We start from the raw sequence: 16,256 nt of genomic DNA on the forward strand, positions 1-16,256 counted from the left end.
GCATCACCCGCGTCCCCTGAGTCCCCTGAGACCCCTGCGCCCGCTGTGGCCCGTCCTCCTGCCGGCCCTCCTCACCGTGCTGCTCGTGGCCCCGGCACCCCCTCCGGCCCACGCATCCGGGAACGCGAACGCGAACGCGAACGGGGAGGAAGCGGAGGCGGAGGGAATCGAGACGGCCCGCACCGCCCGGCAGATCGCCCCCGGAGTACGGCTGGAGTCGTACGACCGGCTCGAAGCCGACCGGTGGCTGCGCATCGACGAACTCGACGTGCAGCTGGCGGGTACGGGCTCCGGCGTGCGTGCGGAGTACCTCGGCGGCCGGGGCCTCGCCCCCGTCTCCGACTCCGCGGCCCGCCACCCCGCCGGGCCGGGCCGCCGCGTGGTCGCCGCGGTGAACGGGGACTTCTTCGACATCCGGGGTACGGGCGCCCCGCTCGGCCCCGGCATCGGCGCCGGACGGCTGCTGCACGCGGCCTCGGCCGACGCCGGCCCGGCCGTCGGCTTCGGCGCCGACGGGGCGGGCCGGGTGCTGCGCCTGGCCCTCGACGGGAGCGTCACCCTGCCCGGCGGGGCGGTCCGCCCGCTCGCCGGTTTCAACACCGCGCGCCCTCCCGCCGACGGCTTCGCCGCCTACACCGCCGACTGGCCGGCTGACGCGCTCCCCGCGACCGGACCGGCGGTGGAACTGCGCGCCGGCCGGGTCACGGCCGTGCGCGCGGCGGTACGGGGACCCGCGCGCCGGGAGCGTCCCGTGCCCGGAACCACGGTGCTGGTCGCGGCGGGCGCGGCCGCGCCGGAACTCGCCGCCCTGCGCCCCGGGGACGCGGTCGCCGTGACGGCCCGGCCGGTGGCCGCCGGGGGCGGGCCGCTCCCGGCGAACGCGGTCGGCGGCCGGGAGGCGCTCGTGGTGGCCGGGGTCCCGCAGAACCACGACGGCGAACCCAACAACGCGGCCGCGCCGCGCACCGCCGTCGGCTTCTCCCGCGACGGCCGGCGGGCCCGCCTGGTCACCGTCGACGGCCGCCAGCGCTACAGCGGAGGCATGACCTTGACGGCGCTCGGCCGGCTGATGCACCGGCTCGGCGCCCACGAGGCCCTCAACCTGGACGGCGGCGGCTCGTCGACGCTCCTCGCCGCGCTCACCGGGCAGGCGGCCCTGACCGTGGAGAACTCCCCGTCCGACGGCCGCGAGCGCCCGGTCCCCAACGGCCTGGCCCTGACGGCCCCGGCCGGCGACGGGCGCGCCACCGGCTACCGGATCGAACCCGTCGGCGGCGCCGCGCGCGCCTTCCCCGGCCTGACCCGCACCCTCAGGGCCACGCCGTACGACGCGCACCTGGGCCCGGTGCCCGCGCAGGGGAAGCCACCGGGGTGGACCCTCCCGCAGGGCCGGGGCCGGATCGACCCCGGCGGGGCCCTGCGCGCGTCGGGCCCCGGCCCGCTGGAGGCGCGGGCCCGCCTCGGCACCGCGAGCGGCTCGCTCCGCCTCGACGTCCTCGGTACCCCGACCCGCATCCGGGCCGTTCCCGACCGCATCGGGCTCGCGGAGGAGGGCGAGTCCGCCCGCTTCGTCCTCACCGGCTACGACGCACAGGGCGCCGCCGCCGTGATCGAACCCCGTGACGTGGACCTCGACTTCGACCGCTCCCGGTGGCGGGTGACCGACGACGGCCGCGGCGGCTTCACGGTGACCGCCCGAGTCCCGCACGCGACGGGCCGCCTGCGGGCCACGGTCCGGGGGGCCGGGCCGGCCGGGAGGTCCGTGGGAGCGGTGGGCGCGATGCGCGCAGCAGGCGCGGCGGGCCCAGCCGACGCAGGGCTTGCGGCGGGCTCATCGGGTGCACCGGACTCAACCGGCGCAGCAGATGCAGCACCCGCCTCGCCCGCCTCGCGTACCTCCGGTGCCCCCGCGGCCCTGGCCCCGGCCGAAGTGGCCCTCGGGGTCGGCCTGTCGGACGTGCCGCTCGCGGATCTGGAGGATGCCGCCCGCTGGACCGGACCCGGCGCCGAGCCCGGGCAGGGACACCCCGGCCGGGGGATCGCCCTCGCACCGCCCGCCGGAGGCGGGAGCGCCGCCGCGACCCCGCCCCGTCCCCTCCGGGTCCCCGAACTGGCCCGGTCGCTCTCCCTCTGGGTGAACGGCGACGGCTCCGGGGCCCGGCCCGCGGTGGAACTCACCGACGGCGACGGGGCCGCCGCGGTCCTGCGCGGGCCCGCGGTGGACTGGACCGGCTGGCGCCAGATCAGCCTGCCGCTCCCGGCGATGGCGGAGCGCCCCTTCACCGTGACCCGGCTCTCGGCCACCACCCCCGCCCCCACCCGCGCCAAGGCCCGCTCCAAGGCCGCCGCTCGGGCCAAGGGCCCGGGCAAGAGCCCGGCCAAGGGCCCGAAGCCGGACGCGGCCCTGGCCCCGATCTCGCCATCAACCCTCGCACCGGTCCCTGCTTTGGCCTCGGCCTCGGCGCTGGCCACCGCCCTGGCGCCGGCCCCGGCCCCGGCCTCGACCTCCGCCCCGGCTCCCGCCGGGGTTCGGGCTCCGGCCTCCGCCCGGGCCTCGGCCACGGCCCCCGCCTCGGTCCTGGCTCCGGTCTCCGCCTTGGCCCCGGCCGCGTCCTCCGTCCCGGCCTCGGCTCCCGCCGCGGGTCGGGCTCCGATCCCTGCCTCGGCCTCCGCCCCGGCCACGGCCTCCGCCCCGGCCACCGCCTCCGCCCCGGCCACGGCCTCCGCCTCGGCCCCGGCCACGGCCTCCGCCTCGGCCCCGGCCACGGCCTCCGCCTCGGCCCCGGCCACGGCCTCCGCCTCGGCCCCGGCCTCGGCCTCCGCCTCGGCCCCGGCCTCGGCCTCCGTCTCCGCCTCGGCCCCGGCCTCGGCCTCCGCCTCGGCCCCGGCCCTGGCCTCCGCCTTGGCTCCGGCCTCCGCCTTTGCGTTGGCACCAGCCTCGGCCCTGGCCACTGCCTCGGCCCTGGCCTCGGCCTCTGCCCCGGCCACGGCCCCCGCCTCGGTCCTGGCTCCGGTCTCCGCCTTGGCCCCGGCCCCGGCCTCCGCCTCAGCCGCCGCCCCCGCCGCGGGCCGGGCCGAAGCTCCCGGATCGGTCGAGGCTTCGGCCCGTGGGGCGGCTCGGGTGGGCGTCGGGAGCGCCGCCGTGCCGCGGCTGGTGGTGGACACTCTGGTGGCGCGGGCGCCGTCGGTCGGGGTGGTGCGTGCCGATGGCGTTCCCGATGCGATCGTCGCCACGGCGGCCCGGGTGGACTCCCGGCCCTGGCGGTTCGCGGTCGATCCGGGCGGTGGCCGCCCGGCCGGGCAGAGCCGGGGCGTTGACTTCGTGCTGACCGGGGCCGGGCGGCCGGCCTTCGTGCACCGGGGCGTGCGCTTCCTGCCGCTCGGGTCGACGCGCCCCACCCTCGCCGGGGGCGGGCTGGAGCGGATCACGGCGCTGCGTGCCGCCCTCGCGGCGGCCTCCCGGGAGCCGGGTACCGGCGCGCTGGCCGTCGTAGAGCCGTACGCGCCGCAGGCCGTCGACCGCAAGGAGGCGGCCCTGCGGCTGCGCCTGCTGGCGGAGTTCCGCCGGGCCACCGGCAAGCGGGCCGCGGTCGTCACGGTCGGCGCTCCGCGTTTCGCGGCCGGCCGCGCGGAGGGCGTGCTCAGCGTCGCCGCCCCGCGCTCCGGCCGCACCGTGATCGGTGCCGACGCCTTCGCGGCGGGCGACTGGCTCTCCGTGCTGCCGGCCGGCCGGAGGTGAACCGGGCGGCCGGGGAAGGTGGTCAGGAACGGAGAAGCATCCGGCCGGGACCCGCCCGTAGCGTGAAACACATGGACATCAACCTTTCGCAGTGCTTCATCGCCGTCGACGACCACGACGCCGCGCTCCCCTTCTACCGGGACGTCCTCGGGCTGGAGGTCCGGGGCGACGTCGGCTTCGACGGGATGCGCTGGGTGACCCTCGGGTCGCCCGCGCAGCCCGATGTGGACATCGTCCTCGAACCGCCCGTCGCGAGCCCGAACGCCTCCTCCGCCGACCGGGAGGCCATGGCGGAGCTGCTGGCCAAGGGCCTGCTGCGCGGCGTCATCTTCCGTACCGACGACTGCGACGCCACGTTCGAGCGCATCCGGGCCGCCGGCGGCGAGGTGCTCCAGGAGCCCATCGACCAGCCCTACGGGGTACGGGACTGCGCCTTCCGCGACCCGGCCGGCAACATGCTCCGGTTCCACCAGCCCCGTACGCGCTGAGATCCGCCGCACGTCTTACCTGGCGCCGCCCCCGGACGACACCGCCGATCGGGTAGACAGGACCGGGTAGACGGGCGGGCGTTGCCGCGACCGGGCGGGCGGCGCCGGCCCGACGGAGCGGTGTCAGCCCGACAGTCGTCAGCCCACGAGTATGGAGACACGATGAGCAAGGTAGCGAGGACGGGCACGCAGTCACCCGAGCCGCACGCCGCCGACGTCCACGACCTGATCCGCGTGCACGGCGCGCGGGTGAACAACCTCAAGGACGTCAGCGTCGAGATCCCCAAGCGCCGGCTCACGGTCTTCACCGGCGTGTCCGGCTCGGGCAAGAGCTCCCTGGTGTTCGACACCATCGCCGCCGAGTCGCAGCGGCTGATCAACGAGACCTACAGCGCCTTCGTCCAGGGCTTCATGCCCACCCTGGCCCGGCCCGAGGTGGACGTGCTCGACGGGCTGACCACCGTGATCACCGTCGACCAGCAGCGGATGGGATCCGACCCCCGCTCGACGGTGGGCACCGCCACCGACGCGAACGCGATGCTGCGCATCCTCTTCAGCCGGCTCGGAAAGCCGCACATCGGCTCGCCCAAGGCCTTCTCCTTCAACGTGGCCTCGATCAGCGGGGCCGGCGCGGTCACGATGGAGCGCGGCGGGCAGACCGTGAAGGAGAAGCGCACCTTCAGCATCACCGGCGGCATGTGCCCGCGCTGCGAGGGCCGCGGCTCGGTCAACGACATCGACCTCACCGCGCTGTACGACGACACCAAGTCCCTCGGCGAGGGCGCCCTCACCATCCCGGGCTACACGATGGAGGGCTGGTACGGCCGCATCTTCAGCGGCTCCGGCTTCTTCGACATGGACAAGCCGATCCGCAAGTACACCAAGCGCGAGCTGAGCGACCTGCTCCACAAGGAGCCGACCAAGATCAAGGTCGAGGGGATCAACCTCACCTACGAGGGCATCATCCCCAAGCTCCAGAAGTCGATGCTCTCCAAGGACGTCGAATCGCTGCAGCCGCACATCCGGGCGTTCGTGAAGCGCGCGGTGACCTTCACCGTCTGTCCCGACTGCGAGGGCACCCGGCTCAGCGCCGGGGCCCGCTCCTCGAAGATCAAGAAGATCAGCATCGCCGACGCCTGCGCGATGCAGATCAGCGACCTGGCCAAGTGGGTCCGCGACCTCGACGAGCCCTCGGTGGCCCCGCTCCTGGCCACACTGCGCCAGACCCTGGACTCCTTCGTGGAGATCGGGCTGGGCTACCTGTCCCTGGACCGGCCCTCGGGCACCCTGTCGGGCGGCGAGGCCCAGCGCGTCAAGATGATCCGCCACCTCGGCTCCTCGCTCACCGATGTCACCTACGTGTTCGACGAGCCCACCGTCGGCCTGCACCCCCACGACATCCAGCAGATGAACCGCCTCCTGCTGCGGCTGCGCGACAAGGGCAACACGGTGCTCGTCGTGGAGCACAAGCCGGAGACGATCGCGATCGCCGACCACGTCGTCGATCTCGGACCCGGCGCGGGCCAAGGGGGCGGCACCATCTGCTTCGAGGGCACCGTCGAGGGGCTGCGCGCGGGGGACACCATCACGGGCCGGCACTTCGGCGACCGCGCGAGCCTCAAGGAGACGCTGCGCGAGCCCAGCGGAACGCTGGAGATCCGCGGCGCGAAGACGCACAACCTGCGGGGCGTCGACGTGGACGTGCCGCTCGGCGTGCTCGTCGTCGTCACGGGCGTCGCCGGCTCCGGCAAGAGCTCGCTCGTGCACGGCTCGATCCCGGCGAGCGAGGGCGTCATCTCGGTGGACCAGGGCGCGATCCGCGGTTCCCGGCGCAGCAACCCGGCCACGTACACCGGTCTGCTCGACCCGATCCGCAAGGCCTTCGCCAAGGCCAACGGGGTCAAGCCGGCCCTGTTCAGCGCCAACTCCGAGGGCGCCTGCCCCGGTTGCAACGGCGCGGGGGTCGTCTACACCGACCTGGCGATGATGGCCGGCGTCTCCACCGTCTGCGAGGAGTGCGAGGGCAAGCGCTTCCACGCCTCGGTCCTGGAACACCACCTCGGCGGCCGCGACATCAGCGAGGTCCTCGCGATGCCGGTCACGGAGGCCGCGGAGTTCTTCGGCGAGGGCGAGGCCCGCACCCCGGCCGCGCACAGGATCCTGGAGCGGCTGGCGGACGTCGGGCTCGGCTACCTCAGCCTCGGGCAGCCGCTGACCACCCTCTCCGGAGGCGAGCGGCAGCGGCTCAAGCTGGCCACGCACATGGCGGAGAAGGGCGGGGTGTACGTACTCGACGAGCCGACCGCGGGCCTGCACCTCGCCGACGTCGAGCAGCTCCTCGGCCTGCTCGACCGCCTCGTCGACTCCGGAAAGTCGGTGATCGTGGTCGAACACCACCAGGCGGTCATGGCGCACGCCGACTGGATCATCGACCTCGGTCCCGGCGCCGGTCACGACGGCGGCCGCATCGTCTTCGAGGGCACCCCCGCCGCTCTGGTCGAGGGCCGCGCCACCCTCACCGGCGAGCACCTGGCGGCGTACGTGGGCGGCTGAGCGCGTACGGACCGGGCGGCCGAGCCCGCCCGGTCCGTACGGACCGGGCGGTCCGCCCGGTCGCCCGGTCGCCCGGCCCGTACGGTCAGTCAGGCACGGCTCAGACGGTGACCGGGAGGTCGACGGCCGGGAAGTCGACCTCGGTGCGGGCCACGGAGTTGAAGTAGTTCGTGAAGACGTTCAGGGCGACGGCGCCGATGATCTCGCCGATCTCCCCGTCGCCGTAGCCCGCGGCGCGCACCGCCTCGATGTCGGCGTCGTCGACGAAGCCCCTGGTGCGCAGGACGGTGCGGGCGAAGAGCAGAGCGGCCGCGGCCTTGGGGTCCGAGGCGTGTGCGTGGCCGCCCACGGCGAGGTCCTCGGCGGAGACGCCGGCGCGGGCGCCGAGCACGTGGTGGGCCGCGTAGCAGTACTCGCACGAGTTCTCGGCCGCGGACACGAGGGCGATCTGCTCGCGGAGCGAGCCGGGCAGCAGGCCCTTGGACAGCGCGCCGCCGAAGGACAGGTAGCCGTCCAGGACGGCCGGCGAGGCCGCCATCGCCCGCATCATGTTCGGCGTCACGCCGAGCGCACGCTCGACCTTGTCCAGCAGGCCCTTGGCCGCGGGCTCGGCGTGGGCGGGATCGACGGTGGTCAGACGAGAAGGCATGGGTGTCTCCGGTTCCGTTGTCTGCGAGGGTCGTTAGGACTCCTACGAACTCCTTGAACATAGCTGTGCCCCATGGGTCGCACAAGAGGTATCGTCAGGAGTCCGAAGGAACTGCCAGGAGGTGTCACCACCCGTGCCGAGCCCCGACCCTGCTCCCGGTCCAGCCACCGGTCCGGCCGTCTCCCCGGCCCGCACCCTCTCCCCGGCCCACGTTTCCCCGGCTCACGCCGATGCGCCGACGCATCCAGATGCGCCGGCCGGCGCCGCCTCCCCGGCGCCGCTGCCGGCCGACCTCGCGGCGCGGGAACTGCCCGACGCCCCGGAGGACGGGTCCGGCCTGGACCGGCGCCTCGCCTCGGCCCTCGAGCGCGCCGGCCACGCACTGCGCACGCTGATCTGGACCCAGGCCACCGCCCACGGGCTCAGCCCCATCCAGGTCCAACTCCTGCTGCGGCTGGGGGTGGAGCCTCCCGAGCGCCGCCGGGTCGGCACGCTCGCCGCCGAGTTCGACCTGTCCGCCGCCACCGTCAGCGAGGCGCTGTCCGCCCTGCGCCGCAAGGGCCTCGTCGAGAAGCAGCCCGTCGCGGGCGACAAGCGCGGCCATGTGATGGCACCGACCGAGGCGGGCCTCGCGGCGGCCGCCACCCTCGCCCACTGGCCCGACCCCGTCACCTCGCACCTGGCGACCTTGCCCACCGAGGACAAGGGCCGCGCGCTGCGCCTGGTCCTCGACCTGGTCGGCCACCTCGCCGACACCGGAATCCTGTCCGTCGCGCGGACCTGCACCACGTGCCGCTTCTTCGAGCGGGACGCGCACGAGGATTCCCGGCGCCCGCACCACTGCGCCCTGCTGGACGCCCCGATCGGCGACCCGGACCTGCGCGTGGACTGCGCGGAACACCAGCCGGCCTGATCGGCCCGCCCGGGCCGTCAGGAGTCCGCGCGCCTGCGCGTACGGCGGCCCCGCGCCCCTCCCCGGAGCCCCGGAGACTTCGGAGCCCCGTAGCCTCAGAGCCGGACGAGGGTGACCTCGGTCGCCTTCACGCTGGTCCACACCGCGGCGCCGTCGACGATGCCCAGTTCGGCGGCGGCCTCGGGGGTGATCTCCGCGACCAGGTCGGGTGCCTGGTCCGAGCCGACGAGTACGCGCAGCCGGCTGCCGACCGAGGTGATCTCCCGTACGGTGCCGGGCCATACGTTACGGGGGCTGCCGCCCGGGCGGTCCCGGTGCACGGACACCGCCTCGGGGGCGATGATCGCGAGCGCCTGCGCCCCCTCGGGCAGCGCCTCGGCCACCACCAGGCGCCCCCCGGCGGCGAGTTCCAGTCCGTCGGCCGAGGCCGTGCCGGGCCAGGCGTTGCGGCCGAGCATCCGGGCCACCCACGGGGAGCGGGGGTGACGGGTGACCTCGGAGGGCGGGGCGTCCTGGAGGGTCCGGCCGTCGGAGAGCACGAGGACCCGGTCGGCCAGGGACACCGCCTCGACGGGGTCGTGGGTGACGATGAGGCAGACTCCGCCGAAGCCGGCCAGGTGGCGGCGCAGGGTGTGGCGTACGTGGGCGCGGGTGGTCTGGTCGAGGGCGGCGAGCGGCTCGTCGAGGAGCAGCAGGCGGGGCCGGGCGGCGAGGGCGCGGGCCAGGGCGACGCGCTGGGCCTGGCCGCCGGAGAGCTGGGCGGGCTTGCGGTGGGCGAGGTGGCCGACGCCGAGCCGGTCCAGCCAGGCCTGCGCCTCCGCCCGGGCGGCGGCCCGGGGCACCTTGCGGGCGCGCAGCCCGTACGAGGTGTTCGCGAGCGCGCTCAAGTGCGGGAACAGCGCTCCGTCCTGGGGGACCCAGGCGACCTGGCGGCGGTGCGGGGGCAGGGCGGTCACCTCGGCGTCGCCGAGGCGGAGTTCGGCGTGGGCGCGGGGGGTCAGGCCGAGCAGGGCGCGCAGCAGGGTGGTCTTGCCGGCGCCGTTCTCGCCGACGACGGCGATGGTGGTGCCGGGTTCCGCGTCGAGGGTGAGCTCGTTGAAACCGGTGACGGTGGCGTGCAGCGGCCAGTGCCCGCCGTCGGTCGGCGTCCCGGCCTCCCCCGGGACCCCGCCGTCGGCCGGCGTCCCGGGGGAGGCCGGCGCCCCGGGCGGTACGGGGACCACGGGTGCGGGGCCGGCCGGCTCCTCGGAGTCCACCGGCGACGGACCGGGGTCCTTGCGGGCGGCGGGGGTTCCCGTCCACCTCCCGCGCAGGGCGACGAGTACGGCCATCGCGATGGCGAGGAGGAGCAGGGAGACGGAGGTGGCGGCCTCGGGCTGGTCCTGGAGGAGCAGGTAGACCTGGAGCGGCAGGGTCTGGGTGGTGCCCGGGAGGTTGCCCGCGAAGGTGATGGTGGCACCGAACTCGCCGAGCGCCCGGGCCCAGGTCAGCGCGGCTCCGGCGATCAGCCCCGGGGCCACCATCGGCAGCGTCACGGTGAAGAAGACGCGCAGCGGTGTGGAACCCAGGGAGGCGGCGGTCTCCTCGTAGCTCGGCTTGAGCCCGCCGAGCGCGCCCTCCAGGCTGATCACGAGGAAGGGCATCGCCACGAAGGTGGCCGCGATGACCGCGCCGGAGGTGTGGAAGGGCAGCGTGATGCCGAAGGTGCCCTCCAGCCAGGGCCCGAGCAGCCCGCGCCGGCCGAAGCCGAGCAGCAGGGCCACACCGCCGACGGTGGGCGGCAGGACCATGGGGAGCAGGACCAGCGAGCGCACCAGCGCCTTGCCCTTGAACTCGACGCGGGCCAGCAGCCAGGCCAGCGGCACCCCGAAGAACAGGGACAGGCCGAGGGCCCACAGGGACACGATCAGCGACAGCCGGAGCGCCTCGACCACACCGGGGCTGGTGAGGTGCGTGCCGAGCTCGCGCCACTGGGTGCGGCTGAGGATGCCGACGAGCGGCATCAGCAGGAACGCCACGGCGAGCAGCGCGGGGAGCGCCAGAGCCACGGGGGGCCGGGCGCGGCGGTTACGGAGTCTGCTCATGTGGGTTCCTGGCCGGGGGTGTCGGGACGCCGCCGGGGAGGTGGGACGCCCGGGCCGCGTGTGAAGCGTAGTGCCGGAGCGGCAAACGCAGAGGGACCGCCCGTCCCCCCGGACCGGGCGGTCCCCCTGCCGTTCGCCGGACCCGGCGGACGGTTACGGCTTCTGGAAGCCCGCGTCCTGGAGGATCTTCTGGGCCTCGGGGGTGGTCAGCCAGGCCACGAACGCGGCCGCGGCCTCGGGGTTCTTGGAACCCTTGAGCGAGGCGGCCGGGTACGAGGCCACGGCGTTCTCGGCGTCCGGGATCTCCACGACGGCGACCTTGTCACCGGACTTGAGGGTGTCGGTCTTGTAGACCAGACCGGCGTCGGCCTCGCCCAGCTCGACCTTGCTCAGCACGGCGCGGACGTTGGGCTCCTGGGAGACCGGCTTCACCTCGATCTTCTGCGCGTCGAGGATCTGCTTGCTGTAGCGGCCGACCGGGACCTCGGGCGCGGCCAGCACGACCTTGAGCTTGGTGTCGGCGAGGTCCTTGAGGCCGGCGACCTTGAACGGGTTGCCCTTGCCGGTGGCGATGACCAGACGGTTCTTGGCGATGATCGCCGGGTCGTTGGTCTGGCCCAGCAGGCCCGTCATGGTCTTGGTGTCGGCGGTGACCAGGGCGTCGGCCGGGGCACCCTGCTTGACCTGCGCGGCGAGCTCCTGCGAACCGGCGAAGGAGAAGGTGACCTTGGTGCCCGGGTGCGCCTTCTCGTACGCCGCGCCGGCGGTCTTGAAGACGTCGGTGAGGGAGGCGGCGGCCAGGACCGTCAGGTTCGCGGCCTTGGGCGCGGCGGACGCGGAGGCGCTCGGGGAGGAGCCGGCCGTGTCCTTCTTGTCGTCGCTGCTGCCGCAGGCGGCGAGCGCCGGAACGAGCAGGGCGGCGGAGAGGGTGAGCGCGGCAGTGCGGCGGTTCAGGGGCAGGAACGTGGACATGAGCTGGTGCTCCTCGGTCGGGTCGGCGGGCGGCCTGGTGCCGGATCCGCGCGGTGGTGACCCGCGCCGGTGACGGGCGGAGCGGGTGGGGACGCGTCGTGCTGAGCGGTACTACGGGTGAGGACTGGGCGGGGGTCAGGCGCGGTCGATGTGCACGCTGGTCGACTTCACGCGGGCGGTGGCCCGCATGCCGACCTGCAGGCCGAGCTCGTCGACCGCCTCCCGGGTCAGCAGGGAGACCAGGCGGTGGGGACCGGCCTGGATCTCGACCTGGGCGGCCACGTCGCCGAGCTTGACGGCGGTGACGATGCCCGGGAAGGCGTTGCGCGCCGAGGTGTAGGTCTCGCCGTCCTCGGTGTGGGCCCCCTGTGCCACCTCGATGGAGAAGGCGGCCAGGGCGCGGCCGTCGATCAGCCGGCGCCCGCCCTCGTCGCGATGGGTCGCGACACGGCCGGCGTCGGCCCAGCGGCGTGCGGTGTCCGGGCTGACGCCCAGAAGACGGGCCGCCTGACCGATGGTGTAGGACTGCATGTGCGACAAGGTAGGGGCACTTGTCCGGCATTTGCAATTCCATTGGGATGATGTCCATGGTAGATGCCATCGGAATTGTCGGATCCGCCAAACCTCGTTCCGCTTCCGCGGGCCCGGAGGGCCGGATCGCCTCGCTAAAGTCGGGGCATGGCTGAACAGGGAACCGCAGGTGCGGGGACGGAATCGGGGTCGGCGCGGGTCGACGTGTGGATCTGGTCGGTCCGGCTGACGAAGACGCGCGCGATCGCCGCCACGGCGTGCCGGGCGGGGCACGTCCGGGTCAACGGGGAGCGCGCGAAGCCGGCGCAGCCGGTACGGGCCGGGGACGAGGTACGCCTCTTCCACGCGGGGCGGGAGCGCATCGTGGTGGTGCGTCGCCCCGTCTCCAAGCGGGTCGGCGCCCCGGCCGCCGCGGAATGCCTGACCGACAACAGCCCCCCGCCGCCGACCCCGGTGGAGGCGGCGGTGGTAGGCATCCGCGACCGCGGCGCGGGCCGCCCGACGAAGCGCGAACGCCGAGAAATCGAAAACCTCCGAGGCGGCCGCTAGCACCGCTGCCGCGCAGCCGCCGATGACGCCCCGGGGGTTCACGCCGCCCCCGGGGTCCACGCCGCCCCGGAGCCCGCAGCCCGGGACCCGGACTCCCGGATGCCCCGGCTGGTCCGACGGTTCCGCCAGCCCCGGAGGCCGCGGGCCGGTCCGTCGCTCCCGGAGGCTCCAGCCGAGCCTGCCGATCGTCCAGCCGAGGCGACCGAGCCGCCGCTCCTACCGGCCTCATTGCCCCGCGGGCCTGCCGACCCGCTGGCCCACGGGGCCCATTGGCCCGCCGGCCTGCCAGGGCAACCGGGCTGCCGGGCCCACCGGTCCATGGATCTGCCCGGCCCATTGGCCCGCCGGGCTGCCCGGGGCCGTCCCGCCGGGCTACAGGGCGCCGTTCCGCCGGCGCGCGGGGTTGTTGTCCGCCGGGTCGGCTGCGTCCGTGGTCGCTCCGTTGCCGCGGGGATCCGCGCGCCGCTCAGGTCGGCTTATCGGTCGAATCATCGCCGCTGTGCGGGTTCTCGTCCGCTCCTCGCTGGCGAAAATTTCTGCAAGTCATTGCGTCAGTTCTCCCCGTAAAGGGTTCATGTGGGATGCCCGGATCCGTCCGGTGGCCAGATTTCCGGTTCACAAGGGGTTCACGTGCTGGTGACGGATGGATAACCTCCCCGCAAAACCTTGCGGCAAGTTTTCAATGCCGCGGAGCCGCAGGGCTGTTGGGCCCCGCTTCGAGGAGCAGACCTTGAGATCACGCATGCGCTCACATCCCGGAGGGCGGGCCGCCGCCCTGGCGCCGACCCTGGCCCTGGCCCTGCTGGGAGGGCTGGCTGCCGGGCTGCCGGTCGCCGGGGGCTCGCTCGCCGGGGCGGCCCCCGCTGCCGCCGCGGCGGGGGGCGACGGTACGGCGACGGTCTTCTACTACACCAAGACCCGCAACTGGACTGCCTACAACCTGCATTGGGCACCCGACGGCGGCAGCTGGACGAGCGTGCCGGGCACCGGGATGGAAGCCGCCTGCACCGACTGGGTGAAGAAGACGGTCAGTCTCGGCGCGGCCGCCGGCCTCCAGGCGACCTTCAACAACGGCCAGGGCACCTGGGACAACAACGGGGGCAAGAACTACGCCCTCGGCACCGGGGTCATCACCGTCAAGGACGGGGTCGTGGCGCACAGCGATCCCTGTGCCACGGACCCGGGCGGCGGTGCCGGCGGCGGTGGTGGTACGGGAAGCGGCGCCAGCGCCACCGTCTACTACGCGACGACGACCGTCGGCTGGCCCACCGTCAACCTCCACTGGGCCCCGACCGGCGGCTCCTGGACCACCGTCCCCGGCACCGGCATGGACCCGGCCTGCACGGGCTGGGTGAAGAAGACGGTGCCGCTCGGCTCGGCCGCCGGTCTCGCCGCCACCTTCAACAACGGCAACGGCACCTGGGACAACAACAACGGCAGGAACTACGCCCTCGGCACGGGCCTGTCCACGGTGAAGGACACCAAGGTCACCGCGAACGCCGCCGACCCGTGCGCCGCCGCCGTCCCCGACACCACCGCGCCCACGCCGCCGGGCGGACTGCGGGCCGCCGCCACCGACGTGTCCACCGTCGTGACCTGGGACGCCGCCACGGACGACCGGGGAGTGACCGGATACCAGGTCACTCGCTCGGGCGGCACCAAGGGCACGTCCCTCACGTCCGTCACCTCCACGGTCCTCACCGAATCCGGACTGGAGGAGCGCACCGCCTACACCTACACCGTCAAGGCGGTGGACGCCGCGGGGAACCTCTCCGCCGCCTCCGCCGCGGCCGTCACCACCACCGGCACCCGGCCCCCGGCCCCGGCCGGATCCGCGCCGCTGGGCGGGGACCCGCGCAAGGACCCCATCTACTTCGTGCTCACCGCCCGCTTCAACGACGGTGACAGCGCCAACAACCGGGGCGGCAGCCAGGACGTGAAGTCCGGGAACGCCGCCAACAACGACCCCATGTTCCGCGGGGACTTCAAGGGTCTGGTCGAGAAACTGGACTACGTCAAAGCCCTCGGCTTCTCCGCGATCTGGATCACCCCGGTCGTGCTGAACCGCTCCGACTACGACTACCACGGCTATCACGGCTACGACTTCTACAAGGTCGACCCCCGCCTGGAATCGGCGGGCGCCTCCTACCAGGACCTCATCAACGCCGCCCACGCCAAGGGCGTCAAGATCTACCAGGACGTGGTCTACAACCACAGTTCCCGCTGGGGCGCCAAGGGCCTGTTCACCCCCACCGTCTACGGCGTGCGCGACGCGCAGTGGTCCTGGTACTACGACGAGAAGCAGGCCGGCTTCGAGTACGACGGCCTCACCGTGGACCCCAAGAGCGGAAAGTCGTACTACAACGGCGACTTGTGGTCGACCGCCGAGCCGTCCGGGAACACCTGCGTCAACTGGGGCGTGGCCACGCAGTACAAGAGCGCCGAGGGCTACACCATCTACAACTGCCAATGGCCGAACCCCACGTCCGGGATGTTCCCCAAAGCCCTGTTCCACCAGTGCTGGATCGGCAACTGGGAGGGCGAGGACGCCCGTTCCTGCTGGATCCACGAGGACCTCGCCGACTTCAACACCGAGAACGCGACCGTCCAGAACTACCTCATCGGCGCGTACAACAAGTACATCGACATGGGTGTCGACGGCTTCCGCGTGGACACGGCCGTGCACATCCCCCGCGTCACCTGGAACCGCCGCTTCCTGCCCGCCATCCAGCAGCGCGTGGCCCAGCAGTTCGGCGACCGGAAGGCCCAGGACTTCTACGTGTTCGGCGAGGTCGGCTCCTTCGTCAACGACAAGTGGAACCGCGGCTCGGCCAACCAGTCCGCCCAGTACTACACCTGGAAGGAATCGGCGACGTACAGCGCGGACGACGCCACCGCCGCCGTCCAGCAGTACACGACCGACAACGACCCGGCGAAGCAGCCGACCAGCACCAACGCCTTCTTGAGCGGCAACCTCTACCACGCCCCCGACCACAGCAAGTTCTCCGGCATGAACGTCATCGACATGCGCATGCACATGAACTTCGGTGACGCGAACAACGCCTTCCAGAACGGCAAGGACTCCGACGACAGCTACAACGACGCCACCTACAACGTCGTCTACGTCGACAGCCACGACTTCGGACCCGGAAAGTCCTCCACCCGCTACGCCGGCGGCACCGACGCCTGGGCCGAGAACATGGCCCTGATGTGGACCTTCCGCGGCATCCCGACCCTGTACTACGGCTCCGAGACCGAGTTCCAGGCCGGCAAGCAGATCGACTGCGGCCCGACCTGCCCGCTCGCCGGCACCGGCCGCGCCTACTACGGGGACAAGATCGCGGGTACGGTCACCGCCTCCGGCTTCTCCAAGGTCGCCACCGCGACCGGCCCCGTCGCCGCCACCCTGGAATCCCCGCTGGTCAAGCACCTCCAGCGGCTGAACGAGATCCGCCGCGCCGTGCCCGCGCTCCAGATGGGCCAGTACTCCACCGAGGGAGTCTCGGGCGGCATGGCCTTCAAGCGCCGCTACACCGACACCGCCACCGGAGTCGACAGCTTCGCCCTGGTGACCGTCACCGGGGCCGCCACGTACACCGGCGTACCCAACGGCACGTACAAGGACGCCGTCACCGGCGACGTGCGGACCGTCACCGGCGGCACCCTGTCCGTCCCGGCCCCCGGAAAGGGGAACCTGCGGGTCTACGTCCTCGACCTGGGCGGCGGCAACGCCGCCCCCGGCAAGGTGGGCGCCTCCGGCCCCTACCTGAAGTAGGAG

General features: G+C 73.8%; 10 protein-coding genes. 6 read left to right on the plus strand and 4 right to left on the minus strand.

Annotation, left to right across the window (positions count from 1 at the left end; translation table 11 throughout):
* Positions 1 to 85 precede the first annotated feature (85 nt).
* From ACWCP2_RS01850 to ACWCP2_RS01860, 3 genes are all read left to right on the plus strand, one after another.
* Positions 86 to 3,739: a phosphodiester glycosidase family protein gene (locus ACWCP2_RS01850; protein ID WP_450906603.1), complete on the plus strand. Its 3,654-nt coding sequence runs from the start codon at positions 86 to 88 to the stop codon at positions 3,737 to 3,739.
* A 71-nt stretch (positions 3,740 to 3,810) separates the two neighbouring features.
* A complete protein-coding gene (locus ACWCP2_RS01855) occupies positions 3,811 to 4,227 on the plus strand; it encodes a VOC family protein (RefSeq protein ID WP_450906604.1) in 417 nt (138 codons plus the stop codon).
* 162 nt (positions 4,228 to 4,389) lie between these two features.
* Entirely contained in the window at positions 4,390 to 6,780 is a 2,391-nt protein-coding gene (locus tag ACWCP2_RS01860) for an ATP-binding cassette domain-containing protein (protein ID WP_450906605.1), read from the plus strand.
* Between the two features lie 100 nt (positions 6,781 to 6,880).
* On the opposite strand, the gene ACWCP2_RS01865 is transcribed toward ACWCP2_RS01860, so the two are convergent.
* On the minus strand, positions 6,881 to 7,429 hold the full coding sequence (locus tag ACWCP2_RS01865; RefSeq protein ID WP_450906606.1) for a carboxymuconolactone decarboxylase family protein: 549 nt from the start codon (positions 7,427 to 7,429) through the stop codon (positions 6,881 to 6,883).
* A gap of 121 nt (positions 7,430 to 7,550) precedes the next feature.
* On the opposite strand from ACWCP2_RS01865, the gene ACWCP2_RS01870 reads away from it, so the two are divergent.
* Positions 7,551 to 8,342, plus strand: coding sequence for a MarR family winged helix-turn-helix transcriptional regulator (locus ACWCP2_RS01870; RefSeq protein WP_450906607.1), 792 nt, complete (start codon positions 7,551 to 7,553; stop codon positions 8,340 to 8,342).
* Positions 8,343 to 8,437: 95 nt separating this feature from the next.
* Here ACWCP2_RS01870 and ACWCP2_RS01875 read toward each other — a convergent pair whose 3' ends face one another.
* The 3 genes from ACWCP2_RS01875 to ACWCP2_RS01885 form a co-directional block, all read right to left on the minus strand.
* Positions 8,438 to 10,426, minus strand: coding sequence for an ABC transporter permease (locus ACWCP2_RS01875; RefSeq protein WP_450906608.1), 1,989 nt, complete (start codon positions 10,424 to 10,426; stop codon positions 8,438 to 8,440).
* Between the two features lie 153 nt (positions 10,427 to 10,579).
* Positions 10,580 to 11,398 carry a molybdate ABC transporter substrate-binding protein gene (gene modA / locus ACWCP2_RS01880; protein WP_450906609.1) on the minus strand — a complete coding sequence of 273 codons (819 nt, stop codon included), beginning with the start codon at positions 11,396 to 11,398 and terminating at the stop codon, positions 10,580 to 10,582.
* A gap of 135 nt (positions 11,399 to 11,533) precedes the next feature.
* On the minus strand, positions 11,534 to 11,929 hold the full coding sequence (locus ACWCP2_RS01885; RefSeq protein ID WP_274547382.1) for a TOBE domain-containing protein: 396 nt from the start codon (positions 11,927 to 11,929) through the stop codon (positions 11,534 to 11,536).
* Between the two features lie 147 nt (positions 11,930 to 12,076).
* On the opposite strand from ACWCP2_RS01885, the gene ACWCP2_RS01890 reads away from it, so the two are divergent.
* A complete protein-coding gene (locus ACWCP2_RS01890) occupies positions 12,077 to 12,478 on the plus strand; it encodes an RNA-binding S4 domain-containing protein (protein ID WP_450906610.1) in 402 nt (133 codons plus the stop codon).
* A 742-nt stretch (positions 12,479 to 13,220) separates the two neighbouring features.
* Positions 13,221 to 16,253 carry a carbohydrate binding domain-containing protein gene (locus tag ACWCP2_RS01895; RefSeq protein WP_450906694.1) on the plus strand — a complete coding sequence of 1,011 codons (3,033 nt, stop codon included), beginning with the start codon at positions 13,221 to 13,223 and terminating at the stop codon, positions 16,251 to 16,253.
* The last annotated feature ends 3 nt before the right edge of the window (positions 16,254 to 16,256 follow it).

It is taken from the genome of Streptomyces sp. NPDC002104, assembly GCF_053593795.1.

Coding starts and splice junctions, on each gene's coding strand:
- ACWCP2_RS01855 (WP_450906604.1), top strand. CDS start 3,811: ATGGACATCAACCTTTCGCAGTGCTTCATCGCCGTCGACGACCACGAC.
- ACWCP2_RS01860 (WP_450906605.1), top strand. CDS start 4,390: ATGAGCAAGGTAGCGAGGACGGGCACGCAGTCACCCGAGCCGCACGCC.
- ACWCP2_RS01865 (WP_450906606.1), bottom strand. CDS start 7,429: ATGCCTTCTCGTCTGACCACCGTCGATCCCGCCCACGCCGAGCCCGCG.
- ACWCP2_RS01875 (WP_450906608.1), bottom strand. CDS start 10,426: ATGAGCAGACTCCGTAACCGCCGCGCCCGGCCCCCCGTGGCTCTGGCG.
- modA (WP_450906609.1), bottom strand. CDS start 11,398: ATGTCCACGTTCCTGCCCCTGAACCGCCGCACTGCCGCGCTCACCCTC.
- ACWCP2_RS01885 (WP_274547382.1), bottom strand. CDS start 11,929: ATGCAGTCCTACACCATCGGTCAGGCGGCCCGTCTTCTGGGCGTCAGC.
- ACWCP2_RS01890 (WP_450906610.1), top strand. CDS start 12,077: ATGGCTGAACAGGGAACCGCAGGTGCGGGGACGGAATCGGGGTCGGCG.
- ACWCP2_RS01895 (WP_450906694.1), top strand. CDS start 13,221: ATGCGCTCACATCCCGGAGGGCGGGCCGCCGCCCTGGCGCCGACCCTG.